The following is a 17,261-nucleotide window of genomic DNA, read 5'->3' as shown; positions in this document are numbered from 1 at the left end:
TTAGTTTTCAGTCCGTTCTTGTAAACGGGTTTTCCGGGGCTCACCGATAATCAGTGGCACATTTTCGTACAAGACATCGCTGTACTCCAGGCCAAACCAGTTTTCAGGAGACATGGTCATCTTCTTAATGGCTAGTTTTAGTTGCATGATTTGGCGTTCCCATTTGCCAATTACCGTGTTGTTGGAAAGAATTTTGCGAATCAGGATAAATTGGAAATCTCCTACATTGCGGCCTTTACTAATGGTGTATTTCTGTGGTTGCAATGGCAAGCGACCTTGTTTCATCATGTCATGGATAATCTGGCGAATATAGACATTGACCTCTTGGCCTACGCGGAAGCCCAGATAAAGTTTGACCTTCATGATGTAGTCCGTACCCATCATGTCCACGGAGTATTCTTGAGTGTATGGCTCGTCGGTCACGGTGACGTTGACAAACCAGTAGACTTCCGCCCGTTTTGGCCGTTTATCCAAGATGGAATACAGCGCCGCTTTTTCAATATGGTCCCCATCAATTCGCGGTACTAAGAAGACCACATTGGTTTGATACATGGGTAAGTGCTCGTCGTGGCGCAATTCGTTTAATTGAGGCAAGTAATCCTTTAAGTCCACGTCGTCTGAGGCCCGTTCTTCGATTAGATTGCCCCATTCCCAAACAAGCATCACACCGAGAATTACTAAAGCAATCAGAACCGCCACAAAGCCCCCGTGGAAGAATTTCACCGCACTGGAAATGAAGAAAATCGTTTCAATCGCACCGAAGAACAGCGTGATTAGTAAGGAAATGATTAGCCTATGGCCACTTTGTCGCAAGAAGAAGAACAGCAAGAAGGTGGTCATTAGCATGGTCACTGTGATGGACAGTCCGTAAGCCGCCTCCATATGAGAAGAGGTCCGGAACGTAATCACGATTAAGGAACAAGCCAACCATAGTAAGAGATTGACCAAAGGAATATACATCTGACCAATCGTTTTCCCGGGATAAGTGATTTTCATCCGAGGTAATAGTTTTAATTTAATGGCTTCTGAGACCAAGGTAAAGGAACCGGAAATCAATGCTTGGGAAGCAATTACCGCGGCAATCGTCGCAAAGCCCACCCCTAGAACCATCCAACCATCAGGCATCATGCGGAAGAAAGGATTTAACTCTTCAATGCTTTGGTAGCTTGGATCTTGATAAACCTTCGTCAACCAAGCGGCCTGACCTAAATAGTTGAGCATCAAGCAAATTTTTACATACGGCCAACTGATATAGATGTTTTTCTTACCCACGTGGCCCATGTCCGAGTACAGCGCTTCTGCCCCGGTAGTCGCTAGGAAGATATTGCCTAAAATAAAAATTCCCAAATGATTGTCAGGACTTAAGAGCAATTTCACCGCATAGTAAGGATTGAAAGCCCGAATTACACTCAAATCTTGGCTGAAATTCATAATGCCTACAAGACCTAAGAAGGTAAACCACAGGAACATCACCGGCCCAAAGGCTTTCCCCACTAAATCCGTGCCGAAGCGCTGCATGGAAAAGAGCACCAATAAAATCACTAAGGTAATGCCGACGATGATGTTTTGTTCCATGCCGAAGCGCTGGAAGAATTCCGGGATGCCCCGTAAGCCTTCAATGGCGGTGGTGACGGTCACGGCCGGGGTCAAGACCCCGTCGGCTAATAGCGCCGCCCCACCAATCATTGCGGGAATAATCAAAAATTTTCCTTGTTTGCGGACCAAGGTGTAAAGGGAGAAAATCCCGCCTTCACCGTGGTTGTCTGCTTTTAAGGCGATGACCACGTATTTAATCGTCGTTAAAATCGTCAAGGTCCAAAAAATTAGGGAAACAGCGCCTAAAATATAGTCGGGATTGATTGTTTTCAATCCACCATTTTCCCCTACGATTGCTTTCATTACATACAACGGACTCGTTCCGATATCGCCGTAAACGACACCCATTGCCACCAACAAACCACCAAAAGAAATTTTGTGGATGGGCTGGTGTTTTGCCCGTACATCTCTCATGGTTTTCCTCCAAAGGTTCAAACACTCGATCTGTGACATTTCACTTGGACGATCGAGTAGGCAAGCAGGCTAAAAAATAGGCCATTTTGCTACCCATCACTCTACTCAGATTCGCCAAAATAGTCAATAAATAAACGACAGAATCCCGAAAATCGGCACACTGTCGTTTATCTTAGATCAATTCATTTTCATACCACTTAGTTCCCCGGAATCGCAGATAGAAAATCGAGCCGCGAATGGCCCATTCCGATGCCGTAACTCCGAATATTCCTAAGAGGCCAAAGCCTAAGTGAATCCCCAGGAAATACCCCATGCCCACCCGGTACAACCACATGGAGAGCATGGAGACCACGGTGGTGAACTTCGCATCTCCGGCCGCTCGTAATGCTGCCGGCAAGATGAAGCTAAAGGACCAGAAAAGAAAGTGGGTGACGTAATAGACTAAAAAGATTTGGAAAATCAACGGAATCACCGCTTCCGGTGGATTAAAGAGCTTCATTCCCACATTAAAGAAAGGCAACAACAGAGAATCCACTATCAAAAAGGTCACAGCGCCCAATACCAAGAAGGATTTCGTCAGCTTTCGAGCATCTTTGATATTCTTGCGGCCGATACACTGTCCGGCAATCGGTACTAAAGAAGTGCTCAAAGCAGAAGGGATGATTTCTGACAGTTGGACCCAACTTTGGGCGATGGCATTGGCGGCGATATTTTGTGTTCCCAAGGAGACGATCAAAATCTGCATGATGATCTTGCCCCCGTTAAATGCCAAAGACTCTGTGGCAAAAGGAACCGCCACGCGAATAATGTGGCGGATTTTTTTGAAATCCGGCCGACGGAAGTATTCCCGGCGAATCTTTAACAATTGACTGTTGGCGTAGAGGGTATACAAGGCAAAGAACAACGCAATAAAGCGGGAGATATTCAAAGAATAGGTTAGTCCTAAGACCCCTAAATTCAAACGACTAACAAAAATGATATTACACAAAATGTAAATGGAATTCATTAAAAGGGAGAGCTTTAAGGAGGCTTTAGTGCGGCCAATTCCCCGAAGACTGCCGTTTGTACCTTCCACAACGGCTTGCATGGGATAGCTCAGTAAAAGCCCAGTCATGTAAACTTGAGCATTTTTCATAACGGCGGGCTCCGCATCCCCAAACAAAAGGTTCAAGACGGGATCTCGTAAAATCAAAAAGGTAATCGTAATGGCTAAGGCCATGAGGACGCAGCCAAAAATCGTGGAAGCGGACATGATGCCCATTTCTTTGAGCTTCTTGCGGCCATAGTATTGGGAGATGACCACGGTGCCCCCTAGACCCACGGCGGCAAAGACTTGAACCATGAAGAAGTGCAAGGAACCTACCATATTTACGGCACTGACGGCTTCCGTACCTGAAGAAGAAATCATGGCGGTGTTGATAAAGTTGAAACTCACGAGGAAGAACTGATCGATAATCACGGGGATGACCAATGCGACGATGAAGGAAAAGGAAATGTCCTCACCGGAAAACCAACCTTTGAACTTAGCGGCAAAACTTGCCATGGGAGCAACCTACTTTCATCATTTTTACGTGACGCTTGTTAACGTGTGCACATTTAACTTCAGTGTATCACATTCCTAAGAAAAGTCACCTGTTCTTTGAAAAGGCTCACAAAGTAAAGGTTGGCAATCTCTGAGACTCTTGAAAAAGTGTGTGGCGCTTTTTTTCCATATAAGGAATTGAGCGGGAAAAGCGGGCGCCTAGACGCTAGAAATTTCCGATTTGGCAGAAAAAACAGAAAATAAGAGTTGGAAAATCCTTGAGAAAGGGGTGATTTGCTCTTTTCATTTGTAGCAATCTCGAGTATAATTTCTCATATAGAAAAAGAGGTGTATTATATGGAAAAACAAAAACCCTATGGCACCGTTCTGATAAAGGCTTCGTACATACTGGATTACTTGGCGGGGATGCCTAATTCATCATTACAAGCCATTGCCAAAGGTACACAGCTAACGTCTTCTACGGCTTTAAAGATTTTGGATACACTGATTCTGATCGGATATGTGGAAAAGAATGTAGACAAGACCTATCGCTTGGGTTCGCGATTAATCCGTTATGCGAATCACGACTTAGAACAAAATGCTTTAGTGGAGACGACGCGTCCGTATTTGGAACTGCTGAACGAAGAAGTGGATGAGACGATTCACTTAGGCATCTTGGCTACGGATGAGATTCTTTATTTGAATAAAATCGAGCCTAAAGGACAAACAATCCTAATGTCTTCAAAAATCGGCATCACCCGGCCGTTGTACGCTTCGGCTATGGGCAAAGCAGTCTTAGCGGAGTTTTCCCCAGAGGAATACGCGAGTTATTTAGAAAAGACACAGCTCTTACCGTATACCGCTCATACGATTACCAACTCCCTGAAATTAGCCGACGAGATTCAACAAGTTCAAAAAAGCCAAGTGGCCTTCGATGATGAAGAAATGGAAAAAGATATTTTCTGTGTGGGAGCTACTTTAATGGCGAATCAGGAAATCCAAGGAGCGTTCAGTGTTAGCTTGCCTAAGTACCGTTTGACGCCGGAATTTCGGGATAAAGTCATTCGCCTTGTCTTGGAAACAAAAGCCCAGATTGAAATGCAATTACAGCAGAAATAAATTCCCCAGGATTTCTTGGGAAAGTAATTGCCTTTTTTTTAAATCCATGTATAATGAGGTTGTAATTTCCAATAAGAAAAAATAAATTTCTTATTTGGAAACATTAAGTTAAAAAGAAGGAGTCGTGAAAAATGCAAAACATGGAAACTCGTTACACTCATAGTCCATTAGACATCCGTCATTATTCTACTGAAGAATTGCGTCGGGAATTTTTGGTGGAAAAAGTCTTCGTTCCTGGTGAAATCAGTTTGACTTACACTCACAACGATCGCATGATCTTTGGTGGGGTAACACCAACGGAAGAACCTTTGGAAATCAAACTTTCTTCAGAACTTGGTGTGGATTACTTCTTGGAACGCCGTGAATTGGGTGTAATCAACATTGGTGGCCCTGGTTTCATCGAAATCGATGGCGAAAAAGAACCAATGAAAAAACAAGACGGTTACTATATCGGGAAAGAAACCAAACATGTTGTGTTCTCTTCTGAAGATATTGCGAACCCTGCTAAATTCTACATTAGCTCTGTTCCGGCTCACAAAAAATATCCAAACGTGAAGATTTCCATCGACCAAGTAAAACCAATGGAAACTGGCGAAGGCGTTACTTTGAATGAACGGAAAATTTACCAATACATTCATCCAAATGTTTGCGAAAGCTGCCAATTGCAAATGGGTTACACCATTTTGGAACCAGGCTCTGCTTGGAACACTATGCCTTGTCATACTCACGAACGTCGCATGGAAGCATATGTTTACTTCGACTATGCAACACCAGACACTCGCGTCTTCCACATGATGGGCAAACCAGACGAAACCAAACACTTGGTAGTAGACGAAGGACAAGCAGTCATCTCTCCAAGCTGGTCAATCCACTCTGGTATTGGTACTTCTAACTATTCCTTCATCTGGGCAATGTGTGGCGAAAACATCACTTATACAGATATGGACATGGTTCCAATGGACGAATTAAAATAATCAAAAGAAAAGAGGAAAAAAATATGGACTTTTCAATGGATATGTTCCGTTTAGACGGAAAAGTTGCCTTGATTACTGGTGCATCTTACGGAATCGGTTTTGAAATCGCAAAATCATTAGCAGCAGCAGGCGCAACGATCGTCTTCAACGATATTAAACAAGAATTCGTCGATAAAGGTTTGACGAACTACAAAGAAGCTGGCATCGAAGCACACGGTTACGTGGCTGACGTTACCGACGAAAAAGCGATTGAAGAATTAGTTGCAACAATCGAAAAAGAAGTGGGCGTAATCGACATTTTGGTCAACAACGCAGGGATCATCAAACGGATTCCAATGCTTGACATGTCTGCTGAAGACTTCCGTCAAGTAATCGACGTTGACTTGAACGCACCATTCATCGTATCAAAAGCTGTTTTACCAGGCATGATCAAAAAAGGTCATGGGAAAATCATCAACATCTGTTCTATGATGAGTGAACTGGGCCGGGAAACCGTTGCTGGGTACGCTGCAGCTAAGGGCGGCTTGAAAATGTTGACGAAGAATATCTGTTCCGAATTCGGTGAAGCAAACATCCAATGTAATGGGATTGGACCTGGCTACATCGCCACTCCACAAACTGCACCATTGCGTGAATTGCAAGCAGATGGCTCTCGTCATCCATTCGATCAATTTATCGTATCTAAAACTCCTGCTGGCCGTTGGGGCGAACCCGTTGACTTGGCTGGTCCAGCTGTTTTCCTAGCTTCTGATGCTTCTGACTTTGTTAACGGACACATCTTGTACGTTGATGGCGGTATCTTGGCTTATATCGGTAAACAACCTTAAAACTTTTAGCGGGTCGCTTTTGACCCGCTTCTTTTGCTTTCCTGATATACTGTACTTATTTTAGAGGAGTGATTTTTTTATGAAACGTGTCGATATTTTAAACAAATTAGCAAATGCTGGGGTAATTCCTGTTGTTCGTGGGAACTCCAAAGAACAAGGCCTGAAATCATGTGAAGCACTTTTGGCCGGTGGTATGAAAGGTTTGGAAATTACGTTCACTTTACCAAAAGCCGATGAAGTCATTGCCGAAATCGTAGCAAACAATGAAGACCCTGACGTAGTTGTCGGTGCCGGAACTGTTTTAGATGCAATTACTGCCCGCATGGCGATTATGGCCGGTGCAGAATTTATCGTGAGCCCAACTTTCGATCAAGAAACTGCGGAAATCTGTAACTTGTACCAAATTCCTTACTTGCCAGGTTGTATGACCATTACCGAAATCAAGAACGCTATGAAAGCCGGCGTGGATATCGTGAAATTGTTCCCAGGATCTGCTTATGGCTCTTCCATCATTGGCGCTTTCAAAGCTCCTCTTCCACATGTGAACATCATGCCAACAGGTGGCGTAAGCTTGGAAAACATGAAAGACTGGTTCAAAGCTGGCGTAGTAACTGTAGGCGTTGGTGGCAACTTGATGAAACCTGCTGAAACTGGTGACTACGCTGGTGTCACTGCGGCAGCAAAAGAATACATGGCAGAATTTGCCCGGATTAAGGCAGGCCAAGTATGAAAAAAGTCGTCACATTAGGAGAAATTATGCTTCGTCTTTCCACGACGGATGCGTCACGGATGGCAGAAAATTCACTGTTTGCGGCCCATTACGGTGGGGGGGAAGCCAATGTGGCGATCTCTTTGGCAAATTACGGGCACCCGGTGTCCTTTGCCAGCTTAGTTCCGGAGAATCCTCTGGGACAAGCAGTGAAACAACATTTACAAAAATACGGCGTGGACTGTAGCTTGTTGAAAATGGGTGGGGAGCGCCTAGGGACTTATTATTTGGAAACCGGCATTGGTTTACGTTCTTCCAATGTAGTTTACGATCGTAAGTACTCTAGCTTTGCTTCAACTTCTGAACTGCCTTGGGATTTTCAAGAGCTTTTGGCAGATACGGAAGTCTTGATGCTTTCTGGAATCACCGCGGCTTTATCGGCTGATTGGCGTCAGTGGACATTGGATTTAGCAAAAGCGGCCAAAGAACAAGGAGTCAAAGTGGGCTTGGATATCAACTATCGAGGCAAACTTTGGTCCGTGGAAGAATGTGGTGCTTTTGTGCGGGAAGTAGCGGGTTATGTGGACTATCTGTCGGCAGCGCGTTTGGATGCTTTGAACTTTTTCAAAGTACCGGAAAAAGCCGATGGAGATTTGGGGTACTATTACCAAGAGATTCAAGCTCGCTATCCGAATATCCAACTCTTTTATGCTACCAGTCGAGAAGTGATCAATGCCAACCACAACCGTCTGAAAGGTCACTTGTACCAAAATGGTGAGCTGTACACATCTGGTGAATACGATATTGCCTATATCGTGGATCGAGTGGGTGGCGGTGATGCCTATACCGGCGGCGTACTTCACGGGATTTTAAGTGGCTTTGAGCCGCAAAAAACGGTGGAATTTGCTACCTTGGCTTCCGCTATGAAGCACACGGTGGCAGGGGATCACAATCAGTTCTCCGCTGAGGACATTGAAGAATTGCTACGCAGTGGTGTGAAAGAAATTAAACGCTAGAAATAAGGAACCTCGGACGTTGTGCCGAGGTTTTTTTGTGTTCCGAAATATAGTTTTTGTTTTTTTATAGTTGCTTTTGTTGTTGGAAAGTTTTTCATTGAGAAAAAGCTAAAAACTGTCTTTCAAAAAAACAGTAACAAATACGTATAGAATTGCTTTTTGAAAGGTTTGACTAGACATATTAATATCAAAATAATGATAACGCTTACTTATATAAGTGAGAGGAAAATAAAAAAACGCTAATTTCAGTAAAAAGCAATAGAATTTTACTTTTATTAGTAAAAAAGCGCTTTCTTTAATTGGGGTTCTGGTCTATAATGGCACCTGTAATGGTGTTTTTTTTATTGGAAATAGCGAGAGGAGACGGGGATGAAACGTAAATTTTTAGCTATTCCGGCTATTTTTTTAGTAATTATTTTGCTGGTTTTTTTTGTTAAGCCAAAGGAATTGGCTGCCGTTAACGGAGAGGAAGTCACCTTGGCAGAGCTAACGGCTTATGGGGACGAATATGCCAATCAGGTGGCTAGTCAATTTGCCGACAAATACCACATCAATTCCTATGGGCAACATTTTTGGGAGGAAAGCTATCAAGGCGAACAACCTATCGACGCCTTATACGAGGAAGCCGTTGGAGCATTGGTGCGGCATCGAGTGGTCAATGAGACTGCCGTATCCTTAAAAGTAACAGAGGAGAAGTCCTTTCAAGAGGAACAAAAAGCGTGGGAAAATGCCAAGACGAATCTCTCTTTGGGACAATACTTGGCTACCCAAGACGAGCAACTAGCCAATAAAATCAAAGAAGCTTGGTTGAAAGCAACGCCGACTAGTGAAAAGCAGTTGGCTCAGGCTTTTGAGTCTTTAGAAGACAAGTATAAAGAGACGGATTATGCCGTTTCTGCAATCGAAATTCCGGGGTATTCCGGGGAATTAGCGACGTTACAAAAAATTGCCCAGCAGATTCCTGCTCAGCTTAGTTTGACTGAATGTGAAAGTTGGTGGCAACAACAATTGCCTCAGCAGCTGGTTTCAGCACTGACGTTAAAAAGTGCCGAATTCCAAAAAGACGATGTCTACAGTCAGAGCTTGGGAAGCTTTTTAAGTAAAGAAGAACCAGGAACAGTGGTGGTTGGGGATCAGCAGCAATTTTTTTATATAGTGAAAGTGGAGGGAGGACAGCTATTAACCGTTGAGGAGGCGCCAAAGCTTGCCGAAAATCAGTATATCAACGAACTTTATGAACAACGAATTGCTAAAGGGGTGAAGCAGGCGAAAGTAGCATTACCCGAAAAAATCGAAGAATCATTTCGTACCAGTTATCAAAACAAAAATTGATAAGGAGTAGAAAATGAAAACGAAATCATTAGTGAAGGTATCACGACTCTTTTTTGCCATATTGGTCGTTATGGCACAATTCACCTTTCCAGTCATGCCCGTGCATGGGGAAGAGGTGGCACAGGAAAGTCACTTTCAATCAGTAGGGCTAGCCACTACCGGTAAGACGTATTTTGTTGACGGGGAAAAAGGGAATGACCAAGCGGATGGCTTGTCGCCAACCAATGCTTGGAAAAATTTGGAACGGGTCAATGAGACCACCTTTCAACCAGGGGATCACATTCTCTTAAATGCCCAAAGCACATGGAACAATCAACGTTTGTATCCTAAAGGTAGCGGGGAAGCAGGCAATGCCATTACCATTGACATCTATGATTTAGATGAACAAGGCAACCCGGTTTTTGAAACAAATCGTCGTCCGGTCATTAACGCCGGCGGGACCTACAGTTTGGGTACTTTCAAACGCTCGATTTCCGGTGGGGTTCAATTGGTGAATCAAGAGTATTGGGAAATCTCTAACTTAGAAGTGACCAATACACCGGATTTGGCTGATAAAGAAGCTTATAAAAAGCCAGGGGATGCCCAACGAGCTGGAATTTTGATTTTAGGTTATGAACAAGAACGGGTTTTCAACAGCATTAAAGTTCGCAACAACTATGTTCATGATGTGCAAAGCGAGTATTATTTGAACTTTAGCGGGAGCCAAGAAACTCGCCGCTCAAAATGTGTCGGCGGAATCATCGTATTGGGAAACTGGTCCGATGAAAATGGGACCATTGTTTTACCTGAAGGGGAACACCGCTCGACAACTGGGTTCAATGATGTCTTAATTGAAAATAACGTGGTTCAAAGAGTCGGCTTGGAAGGAATCCGAACCAAAGCCGATGCGGATACTTCTCGAGGCAATTCCTTCTATAAGACATTTTCTAATATTACGATTCGCAATAATTATTTAGAAGACATTGCTGGAGACGGTATCGTCTTGTCTGAAATCGCTAGTGGCGGTGTTGTAGAGGGGAACGTAGCGGTGCGAGCTTGTAACGCAGACTACGGAACACAAAACTATGCCGGTGTGTGGGCGATGTCTGTGGATGACGGTGTTTTCCAATACAATGAAGTGTACGGGATTCAATACGGTTACAACGATGCCGAAGCCTATGATATCGATATGCAGTGTAATCGAGTGGTTTATCAGTACAACTATTCCCACCACAATACCGGGGGCTTTTTGTTGCTGATGTCAGACCAACGAAATTCCATTGTGCGTTATAACATTTCGGCCAATGATGGTGCCGGCAACCGGGGGACTGGGGTCGATAACCCTGGTGGCGCTGGGGGTTACACTTATAAAGAGCAAAGTATCTTCCACTATTGGGTGAAAAATGATGGGGCAAGCATGCCTTTGATTCAAAACAATACGTTCTACGTGGGAGACGGCATCTCTACTTCACTATTCGGTGAAGGAAATAGCTCTGACAATAGCGGTACAATTGCTCATTTCCAAAACAATATCCTATACAAAGAAGGAGCCGGTTCTCTGAAATTCTTGGCGAACTATCCTTCCAACGGTAGCGATCCAGTGGAACGAAAAATGAGTGATACACCAGAAAAATTCATTAAAAACAATATTATTTGGCCAAAAGAAATTGCATCTGAAAAGAGCGGTGCGACCGTTGAAAAATTGGAAAGCGCCAATAATATCTTTGCGGATCCAAAACTAGCAATCAGTGGCAATGAAGAATTAGCGGCTCAATTGGCAGAACAAGAATTTACCCAATTGGCAACCAATGGGGATGTGGCGGCCTTTACTAGTAAGGAACGCTTGCGCAAACGGGCGGCATTCTTTACCTTGCAAGCAGATTCACCGGCTTGTGGCAAAGGGTTGTCCGCTAATAATACAGCCACCGAGGACTTCTTTGGGAACTCATTGGCCAATAAAGTTTTGGATATTGGAGCGCAACAAGCTTCGAATGTGGAAAAATTGACCAAGTATGATGATGTTTCCTTGGACGTGGAAAGTGCAACAGGGGTCTACCCAAGCTTGCCTGCTAGCCTTAATCTACAATACAAAGAGCTAGTTAACGGAGAAGTAGTTGCTGAAGGAGCAAAGGATTTCGCCATTGAATGGGATCAAATCCCGCAAGACGCAGTCAATCAAGCAGGTACGGTTGAAGTGCGTGGCCAAGCAGTTGGTCTAGCGGATGGGGACATCAAGATTCAAGCGAATGTAACTTTCTCTGGAGACTTAGGGGAAGGGAGCACCACCGAAATCCACCCGGCTGGTCAAACAGCCTTTGTCCAAATGAGCAATGGAGATACGGCTTATTCCGCAATTGCGGGTACTGTCGGTAGTGTAAGTAGTGGCGACAGCTACAAATATCCATACGGCGTGAACTATGCAAATAACTATGTCTTAAAATTGAAGAATGCGTCACCAGGATATAATCGCCGTATTTATGTGGAAGTGGATACGAAAGATTTAAAACTGACTCCTGATTTGAAACATGCGGATCTGCAGTTAAGCGTTATGCGTTACGATGCGTGGAATGGAGCGGGTAGCAGCAAACAAGATCAACTGAACAATACCCAATTCCAAATGGATGTCTATGCAGTGGATTCTGATTGGACTACGGATAAAGTGACGTGGAACAATGGTCCGGGAAATGCTTCCGTACCAAATGATGACTTTATTGCCCGGAACTCTTATACCAACTCAGAAATCATCAGCAACCACAATGTTGTGAATGTGGATATCAGCAGCTATGTGCGTAAGTTATCGGAAAAAGGAGAAGTACCGGAAAAAATCAGCTTCTTGCTAGCGATTACCGATAGCAAGTTGCCAGGGTACAATCCTGATAATGCCGGTTTTGATGCTTTTTCAAAAGAGGGAGCAAAACAAGCCTATGCAGATTATCAAGCAGGCAAGTTAAAACTTCCGGAAAATCATCCGGCAATGGCAGAAGATACATTGGCGCCGAAAATTGTCTTGTCCAATGTTTATGAAACGGGACATGAAGCCATTGAAATCGAAACACCAGCAGGAGTGGCACCAATATTACCAGAAAGTACGAAGATTCAATACTCCAATGGCACAAGTAAAACCGTAGCGATTAATTGGCCGACAATTAAAGAAGAATTGTATCAAGAAGAAGGAGAATTTGATGTACGAGGGCAAGCGGTTGGCGTAGCAATGCCGATTACGGCTCATGTAAAAGTTACTACTGAAAAAATTGCATCCTTCAAAGAATTACCTGAATTGGATCGACTTATGGGAACTTCTCGGGGAGAATTAGACATGCCAACGGAAGTTACCGCCGTTTTGGAAAGTGGTGAAGAGGTTGTCTTCCAAGTGATTTCTTGGGATGATGATGTTAGCAACTACTCCCCTTCAAGCCCGCCAGGAGAATATAGTTTCCCAGCAGGTCTTGAAGAAAAAGCCGACATTTCTAATCCAAAAGATCTGAAAGTTTTCCAAACGGTCCATACCCATCCAATCCCTGAAGAAATCGTCATCGCTGACGAGCAAACGCCACTAGAACCAGGCACAACTCATGAAATTCCGGTGGAAATCAAAGGGGAAGGAAAATACGAAGAACTAGACGAATGGAGTAGTCAACTAGACTTTGTCTTGGTTAAGACGGCAGAACCACAAGGCGCTTTGCCAACAGTTGATCAAAACGGTCTGGTTACGATTCCTGAGACAGCAACTCCAGGAATATATGAAATCTTAGTGAAAAGTCATATTTTGCCAACGGTTAGCGAAGTTTACACCTTTAAAGTTGCTGTAAACAAAGAGAACTTAGCTGCGGCAATTGAAACCGCAGAAAGTCTTAAAAAAGCCAACTATACTCCAGAAAGTTGGACAGCAGTTGAAACGGCTTTGTCTGAAGCTAAGCAGATTCTAGATGAAGAAGTCACTCAAGGCCAAGTCAATCAAGCGACTGAAAACTTGCTAGCGGCTATTGATGGATTGGTAGAAAAAAATACCCAAGAAGTTAATAAGAAAAACTTAGAAAAACTCTTAGCAGAAGCGCAAGGGAAAAATGAAGCAGACTATACTGCTGACAGCTGGCAAGCATTCCAAGAGGTGCGGACAAAAGCACAAGGGGTTTATGATGACAAACAAGCAACGAAAAAAGAAGTGAACCAAGTAGCAAAAGAATTGAGAGAAGCCATTAAGTCTTTGGAATTAAAACAAGGGGGCAAGCCGGGAAATAACAACGGCAATGGCAACAAGAATAAGTAGGAAGCTAGTAAGCAGCTATAGGCAGACTAGCGCCAAACACCGCATCAAGTCGATGGAAACGACTTGATGCGGTGTTTTCTTTTGATGACTTATGAGAGCAAAAGAACCATCAATCCCAGGAGCTTGTTCTTCGTATTTTTGCGCTAGTTTATCTCAAGGGAATAAAAGTGACATTCAAAAGGGAGATTAAATGAAAAAAGTTTCATAATTTTAAGAAAATTCATTTTTAGGGAGAACATGAGGTTTTCTGGTGTCTTATGGTGGAAATAATTCAAAAAAAGAAGGTTAGGTTTCTGGTTTTTAAAAAATAATGGGTTGCCGTTCTAAAAGCTTATCACTGTTTTTTTATTTGAATTAACGAACCCTTTAAGTACAAGGGGTTCTTGTTATGTTATCATGCTCTTAAAATTGGTCTACATAGAAAATGAGGTGGAGAGATATTTCGTAATCAACGGGGGTTTTGGCTTGGATTTGTTTTGTATGTTTTAGGTGCTGTTGTTTTTATTGCAGGAATCCTGCTGATTATCATGCGTCTTTTGGGTATCCCGATTTTATTATAAAAAAAAGCCGCACATGGCGGCCAGGAGCTTAATACGCGATTAGCTGGAAGATTCCTTTAAAAACGGCTCTGATTTTACGCAGCCATTTGTTTGTGCCCTCTAACTCTGCATAAACGGATTTGATGCTCCGGCGAGTCAGTAGGTAAAAGAGATAGGCGATGGCGCAAAAAAATAAAGTAAAGAAAAATAGAAATTTCATAGTAAACCAGACAACTCCTCAAAAAAATGTTCGAAATAAGTGCAATAAATGAAGGTTTGGCTGCTAAATGTCTAGTCAAAGACCAAAAACCTGCATCTTACCATAGCAAAAAAGTTGTAAAAGTGCAAAGAATATGCCGGAAAATCTGGCTTTTTAACGCAAAAAAAATAGAAAACGATTCCGTTCGGCCCTTGTTTGATAAATAAGGGACGGGCGTTTTTATTTGCGGGAAAATCCGCGGATGAAAACTGTTGTTCCCCGGTTTTTTTGGTATAATGGGAAGGATGAAATGAGGGAAAAAAGGAATGGCACAAAAAAAACGTAGCCGAAAGAAAACGAAGAAAGAAATTCAACAGCAAGAGAAGCTGACAATTTTACTGGTGGGGCTGTTGTTTGTCCTACTGGCAGTCTTTGGACTTTTTCAGTTGGGCTTTTTAGGAACATTACTAGCCAACTGTTTACGCCTAATAGGGGGCAATACTTATCCGCTGTTGAGCCTAGGACTAGGTGCGTATGGCATCTGGCTTATGGTGCGGAAACTAGACGCCCATATTGAAAACTATCGTCGCATTATCGGTGGCATGGTATTTTATTTAGCGGTTTTGCTCTTTTTCCATGCGGCGCTTTTTGGCAAGGTCCAGTCGGGCGATCCGAATATTATCAGTACGACTTGGAGCTTGCTTTTACAAGACATCCGTAGTAGTCAAGTCAGCCAAAATGTGGGGGGAGGAATGCTGGGGGCGCTCTTGTACAGCGTCACGTACTTCCTCGTATCTCAAGTGGGTAGCTATTTGATTGCCACATTGCTTCTATTACTAGGGGCCTTTTTACTCAGCAACTTAAGTGCGGGCCAGTTGGTGGAGTTCTTCCAAGGACTAGGAAACCGATTGGGACGCTTAATTGCTGGTAGTCCAGAAAAAAAAGCCGCCAGAGAAGCAAAAAAAGCAGAGCGCCAAGCCGCAAAAGCTGAGAAATTAGCAGCCGAAAAAGAAGCGGCCAAAGCTCAAATTTTGGCCAATGAACAGCGTAATCAAGTGCGGCCTTTGACGGAAGGGGAAAGACTCGCCCAAGAAAATAAAGCTGCAAAACCTGAAATCGAACCGGAGCAAGGGGACATCTTTAGTCGGGTTCAAATCGATGGCTTTACTCCCCCAGAAAACAGCACTGGGTTGCCAAAAGCAACAGGAGCAGCAGGAGAAAAAGCTGCCTCGGCTGCCACTTCTGGAGCCAATAGTGAGGCGGAAGAAGATGACGGGGAAGACTTGGATTTTGAGATTTCGGAAGAATTGGAAGACCGGGATTATCAATTGCCACCAGTAACCCTTTTGGATCAACTTCCTCCTACCGATCAGTCCGACGAATACAAGCGAATTGAACACAATATCGGCGTTTTAGAAACCACCTTCCAAAGTTTCGGTGTAGATGCTAAAGTGGTGAAAGCCAGTCTTGGACCAGCCGTTACCAAATACGAAGTGCAACCGGCTGTGGGGGTAAAGGTGTCGAAAATCGTTAACTTAACGGACGATATTGCGCTCGCTTTAGCGGCTAAAGACGTGCGGATGGAAGCGCCGATTCCCGGCAAGTCCTTAATCGGGATTGAAGTGCCAAATAGTACGGTGTCCACGGTCTCCTTCCGAGAAGTCATCGAAGCCACACCAGATCATCCAGATAAATTACTGGAAGTACCTTTAGGTCGGGATATTTCTGGTCAGATTCAACTGGCAGACTTGTCCAAGATGCCCCATTTACTGATCGCCGGCTCCACCGGGAGTGGGAAGTCCGTGGCGATTAACGGGATCATCACCAGTATTTTGATGAAAGTTAAACCCCATGAGGTCAAGTTAATGATGATTGACCCGAAAATGGTGGAACTGAACGTCTACAACGGGATTCCTCATTTATTGACGCCTGTGGTGACCAATCCGCGAAAAGCAGCTCAAGCTTTGCAAAAAGTGGTTAAGGAAATGGAAGAACGCTATGAAAAGTTTGCAGCTACCGGGGTGCGTAACATCACGGGGTATAACGAATTTGTCCAACAGCGTAGTTTGGAAGACGGAGAAATTCATCCCACCTTACCATTTATCGTGGTAATCGTGGATGAGTTGGCGGACTTGATGATGGTTGCTTCTAATGAAGTGGAAGATGCCATTATTCGTTTGGCGCAAATGGCGCGGGCCGCTGGGATTCACATGATTTTGGCGACACAACGGCCGAGTGTGGATGTCATCACTGGGATCATCAAGGCCAACGTACCCTCTCGAATGGCCTTTGCGGTTTCCAGCGGGGTGGATTCCCGTACGATTATCGATACTAACGGGGCGGAAAAACTCCTAGGTCGTGGGGATATGCTCTTCTTACCTATGGGTGAAAACAAGCCGATTCGGGTGCAAGGGGCCTTTATTTCCGATCATGAGGTGGAACGCATCGTGGAATTTGTCACGGATCAGCAAGAAGCTCATTATGAGGAAAAAATGATGGTTACCGATGAAGAAGCTTCTGGAAGTGCTACAAACAGCGCGCCGGAAGACGAACTCTTTGAACAAGCCAAAGAGTTAGTGGTGGAAATGCAAACTGCCAGCGTCTCCTTATTGCAACGGCGCTTTCGCATTGGCTACAATCGGGCGGCTCGCCTGGTAGATGAGTTGGAAGCCCATGGTGTCGTAGGGCCTTCTGAGGGTAGTAAGCCACGGAAAGTCTTAATCGAGCCGGCTCCGGAAGAGGAACCGGAAATCTAAATCAAAAAAAAC

At 44.0% G+C, this 17,261-nt stretch carries 11 protein-coding genes; 8 read left to right on the top strand and 3 right to left on the bottom strand.

Annotation, left to right across the window (positions count from 1 at the left end; all coding sequences use genetic code 11):
* A complete protein-coding gene (locus tag I579_RS02440; protein WP_010752777.1) occupies window positions 1–2,010 on the bottom strand; it encodes a KUP/HAK/KT family potassium transporter in 2,010 nt (669 codons plus the stop codon).
* Window positions 2,011–2,182: 172 nt separating this feature from the next.
* A complete protein-coding gene (locus I579_RS02435; RefSeq protein ID WP_010752778.1) occupies window positions 2,183–3,553 on the bottom strand; it encodes an MATE family efflux transporter in 1,371 nt (456 codons plus the stop codon).
* A gap of 336 nt (window positions 3,554–3,889) precedes the next feature.
* Here I579_RS02435 and I579_RS02430 point away from each other — a divergent pair, with 336 nt between their 5' ends.
* From I579_RS02430 to I579_RS02400, 7 genes are all read left to right on the top strand, one after another.
* On the top strand, window positions 3,890–4,651 hold the full coding sequence (locus tag I579_RS02430; RefSeq protein ID WP_010752779.1) for an IclR family transcriptional regulator: 762 nt from the start codon (window positions 3,890–3,892) through the stop codon (window positions 4,649–4,651).
* Between the two features lie 131 nt (window positions 4,652–4,782).
* On the top strand, window positions 4,783–5,625 hold the full coding sequence (gene kduI, locus I579_RS02425; protein WP_010752780.1) for a 5-dehydro-4-deoxy-D-glucuronate isomerase: 843 nt from the start codon (window positions 4,783–4,785) through the stop codon (window positions 5,623–5,625).
* Window positions 5,626–5,648: 23 nt separating this feature from the next.
* On the top strand, window positions 5,649–6,452 hold the full coding sequence (locus tag I579_RS02420; protein ID WP_010752781.1) for a gluconate 5-dehydrogenase: 804 nt from the start codon (window positions 5,649–5,651) through the stop codon (window positions 6,450–6,452).
* A gap of 79 nt (window positions 6,453–6,531) precedes the next feature.
* Window positions 6,532–7,182, top strand: coding sequence for a bifunctional 4-hydroxy-2-oxoglutarate aldolase/2-dehydro-3-deoxy-phosphogluconate aldolase (locus I579_RS02415; RefSeq protein WP_010752782.1), 651 nt, complete (start codon window positions 6,532–6,534; stop codon window positions 7,180–7,182).
* Window positions 7,179–8,177 (top strand): sugar kinase, encoded by a 999-nt coding sequence (locus I579_RS02410; RefSeq protein ID WP_034810314.1) that lies wholly within the window; start codon window positions 7,179–7,181, stop codon window positions 8,175–8,177. Before I579_RS02415 ends, I579_RS02410 begins: the two co-directional genes overlap by 4 nt.
* 369 nt (window positions 8,178–8,546) lie before the next feature.
* Window positions 8,547–9,509 (top strand): hypothetical protein, encoded by a 963-nt coding sequence (locus tag I579_RS12770; RefSeq protein WP_010752784.1) that lies wholly within the window; start codon window positions 8,547–8,549, stop codon window positions 9,507–9,509.
* Between the two features lie 13 nt (window positions 9,510–9,522).
* Window positions 9,523–13,755, top strand: a complete 4,233-nt coding sequence (locus I579_RS02400) for an Ig-like domain-containing protein (RefSeq protein WP_010752785.1) — start codon at window positions 9,523–9,525, stop codon at window positions 13,753–13,755.
* Between the two features lie 588 nt (window positions 13,756–14,343).
* On the opposite strand, the gene I579_RS12885 is transcribed toward I579_RS02400, so the two are convergent.
* Window positions 14,344–14,514 (bottom strand): hypothetical protein, encoded by a 171-nt coding sequence (locus I579_RS12885; protein ID WP_010752786.1) that lies wholly within the window; start codon window positions 14,512–14,514, stop codon window positions 14,344–14,346.
* Window positions 14,515–14,819: 305 nt separating this feature from the next.
* Between I579_RS12885 and I579_RS02395 the strand changes: the two genes are divergently transcribed.
* A complete protein-coding gene (locus I579_RS02395) occupies window positions 14,820–17,249 on the top strand; it encodes a DNA translocase FtsK (RefSeq protein WP_010752787.1) in 2,430 nt (809 codons plus the stop codon).
* Window positions 17,250–17,261: the final 12 nt, after the last annotated feature.

Origin of the sequence: Enterococcus asini ATCC 700915, from assembly GCF_000407365.1 — a bacterium.
GTDB classification, from domain to species: domain Bacteria; phylum Bacillota; class Bacilli; order Lactobacillales; family Enterococcaceae; genus Enterococcus_C; species Enterococcus_C asini.
The sequence above is the reverse complement of the archived record's forward strand: the minus strand, read 5'-3'. Positions and strand labels throughout refer to the sequence as shown.

Bases quoted from the DNA above. Each gene is read 5' to 3' on its own strand.
- I579_RS02440 (WP_010752777.1), bottom strand. From the start codon at position 2,010: ATGAGAGATGTACGGGCAAAACACCAGCCCATCCACAAAATTTCTTTT.
- I579_RS02435 (WP_010752778.1), bottom strand. From the start codon at position 3,553: ATGGCAAGTTTTGCCGCTAAGTTCAAAGGTTGGTTTTCCGGTGAGGAC.
- I579_RS02430 (WP_010752779.1), top strand. From the start codon at position 3,890: ATGGAAAAACAAAAACCCTATGGCACCGTTCTGATAAAGGCTTCGTAC.
- kduI (WP_010752780.1), top strand. From the start codon at position 4,783: ATGCAAAACATGGAAACTCGTTACACTCATAGTCCATTAGACATCCGT.
- I579_RS02420 (WP_010752781.1), top strand. From the start codon at position 5,649: ATGGACTTTTCAATGGATATGTTCCGTTTAGACGGAAAAGTTGCCTTG.
- I579_RS02415 (WP_010752782.1), top strand. From the start codon at position 6,532: ATGAAACGTGTCGATATTTTAAACAAATTAGCAAATGCTGGGGTAATT.
- I579_RS02410 (WP_034810314.1), top strand. From the start codon at position 7,179: ATGAAAAAAGTCGTCACATTAGGAGAAATTATGCTTCGTCTTTCCACG.
- I579_RS12770 (WP_010752784.1), top strand. From the start codon at position 8,547: ATGAAACGTAAATTTTTAGCTATTCCGGCTATTTTTTTAGTAATTATT.
- I579_RS02400 (WP_010752785.1), top strand. From the start codon at position 9,523: ATGAAAACGAAATCATTAGTGAAGGTATCACGACTCTTTTTTGCCATA.
- I579_RS12885 (WP_010752786.1), bottom strand. From the start codon at position 14,514: ATGAAATTTCTATTTTTCTTTACTTTATTTTTTTGCGCCATCGCCTAT.
- I579_RS02395 (WP_010752787.1), top strand. From the start codon at position 14,820: ATGGCACAAAAAAAACGTAGCCGAAAGAAAACGAAGAAAGAAATTCAA.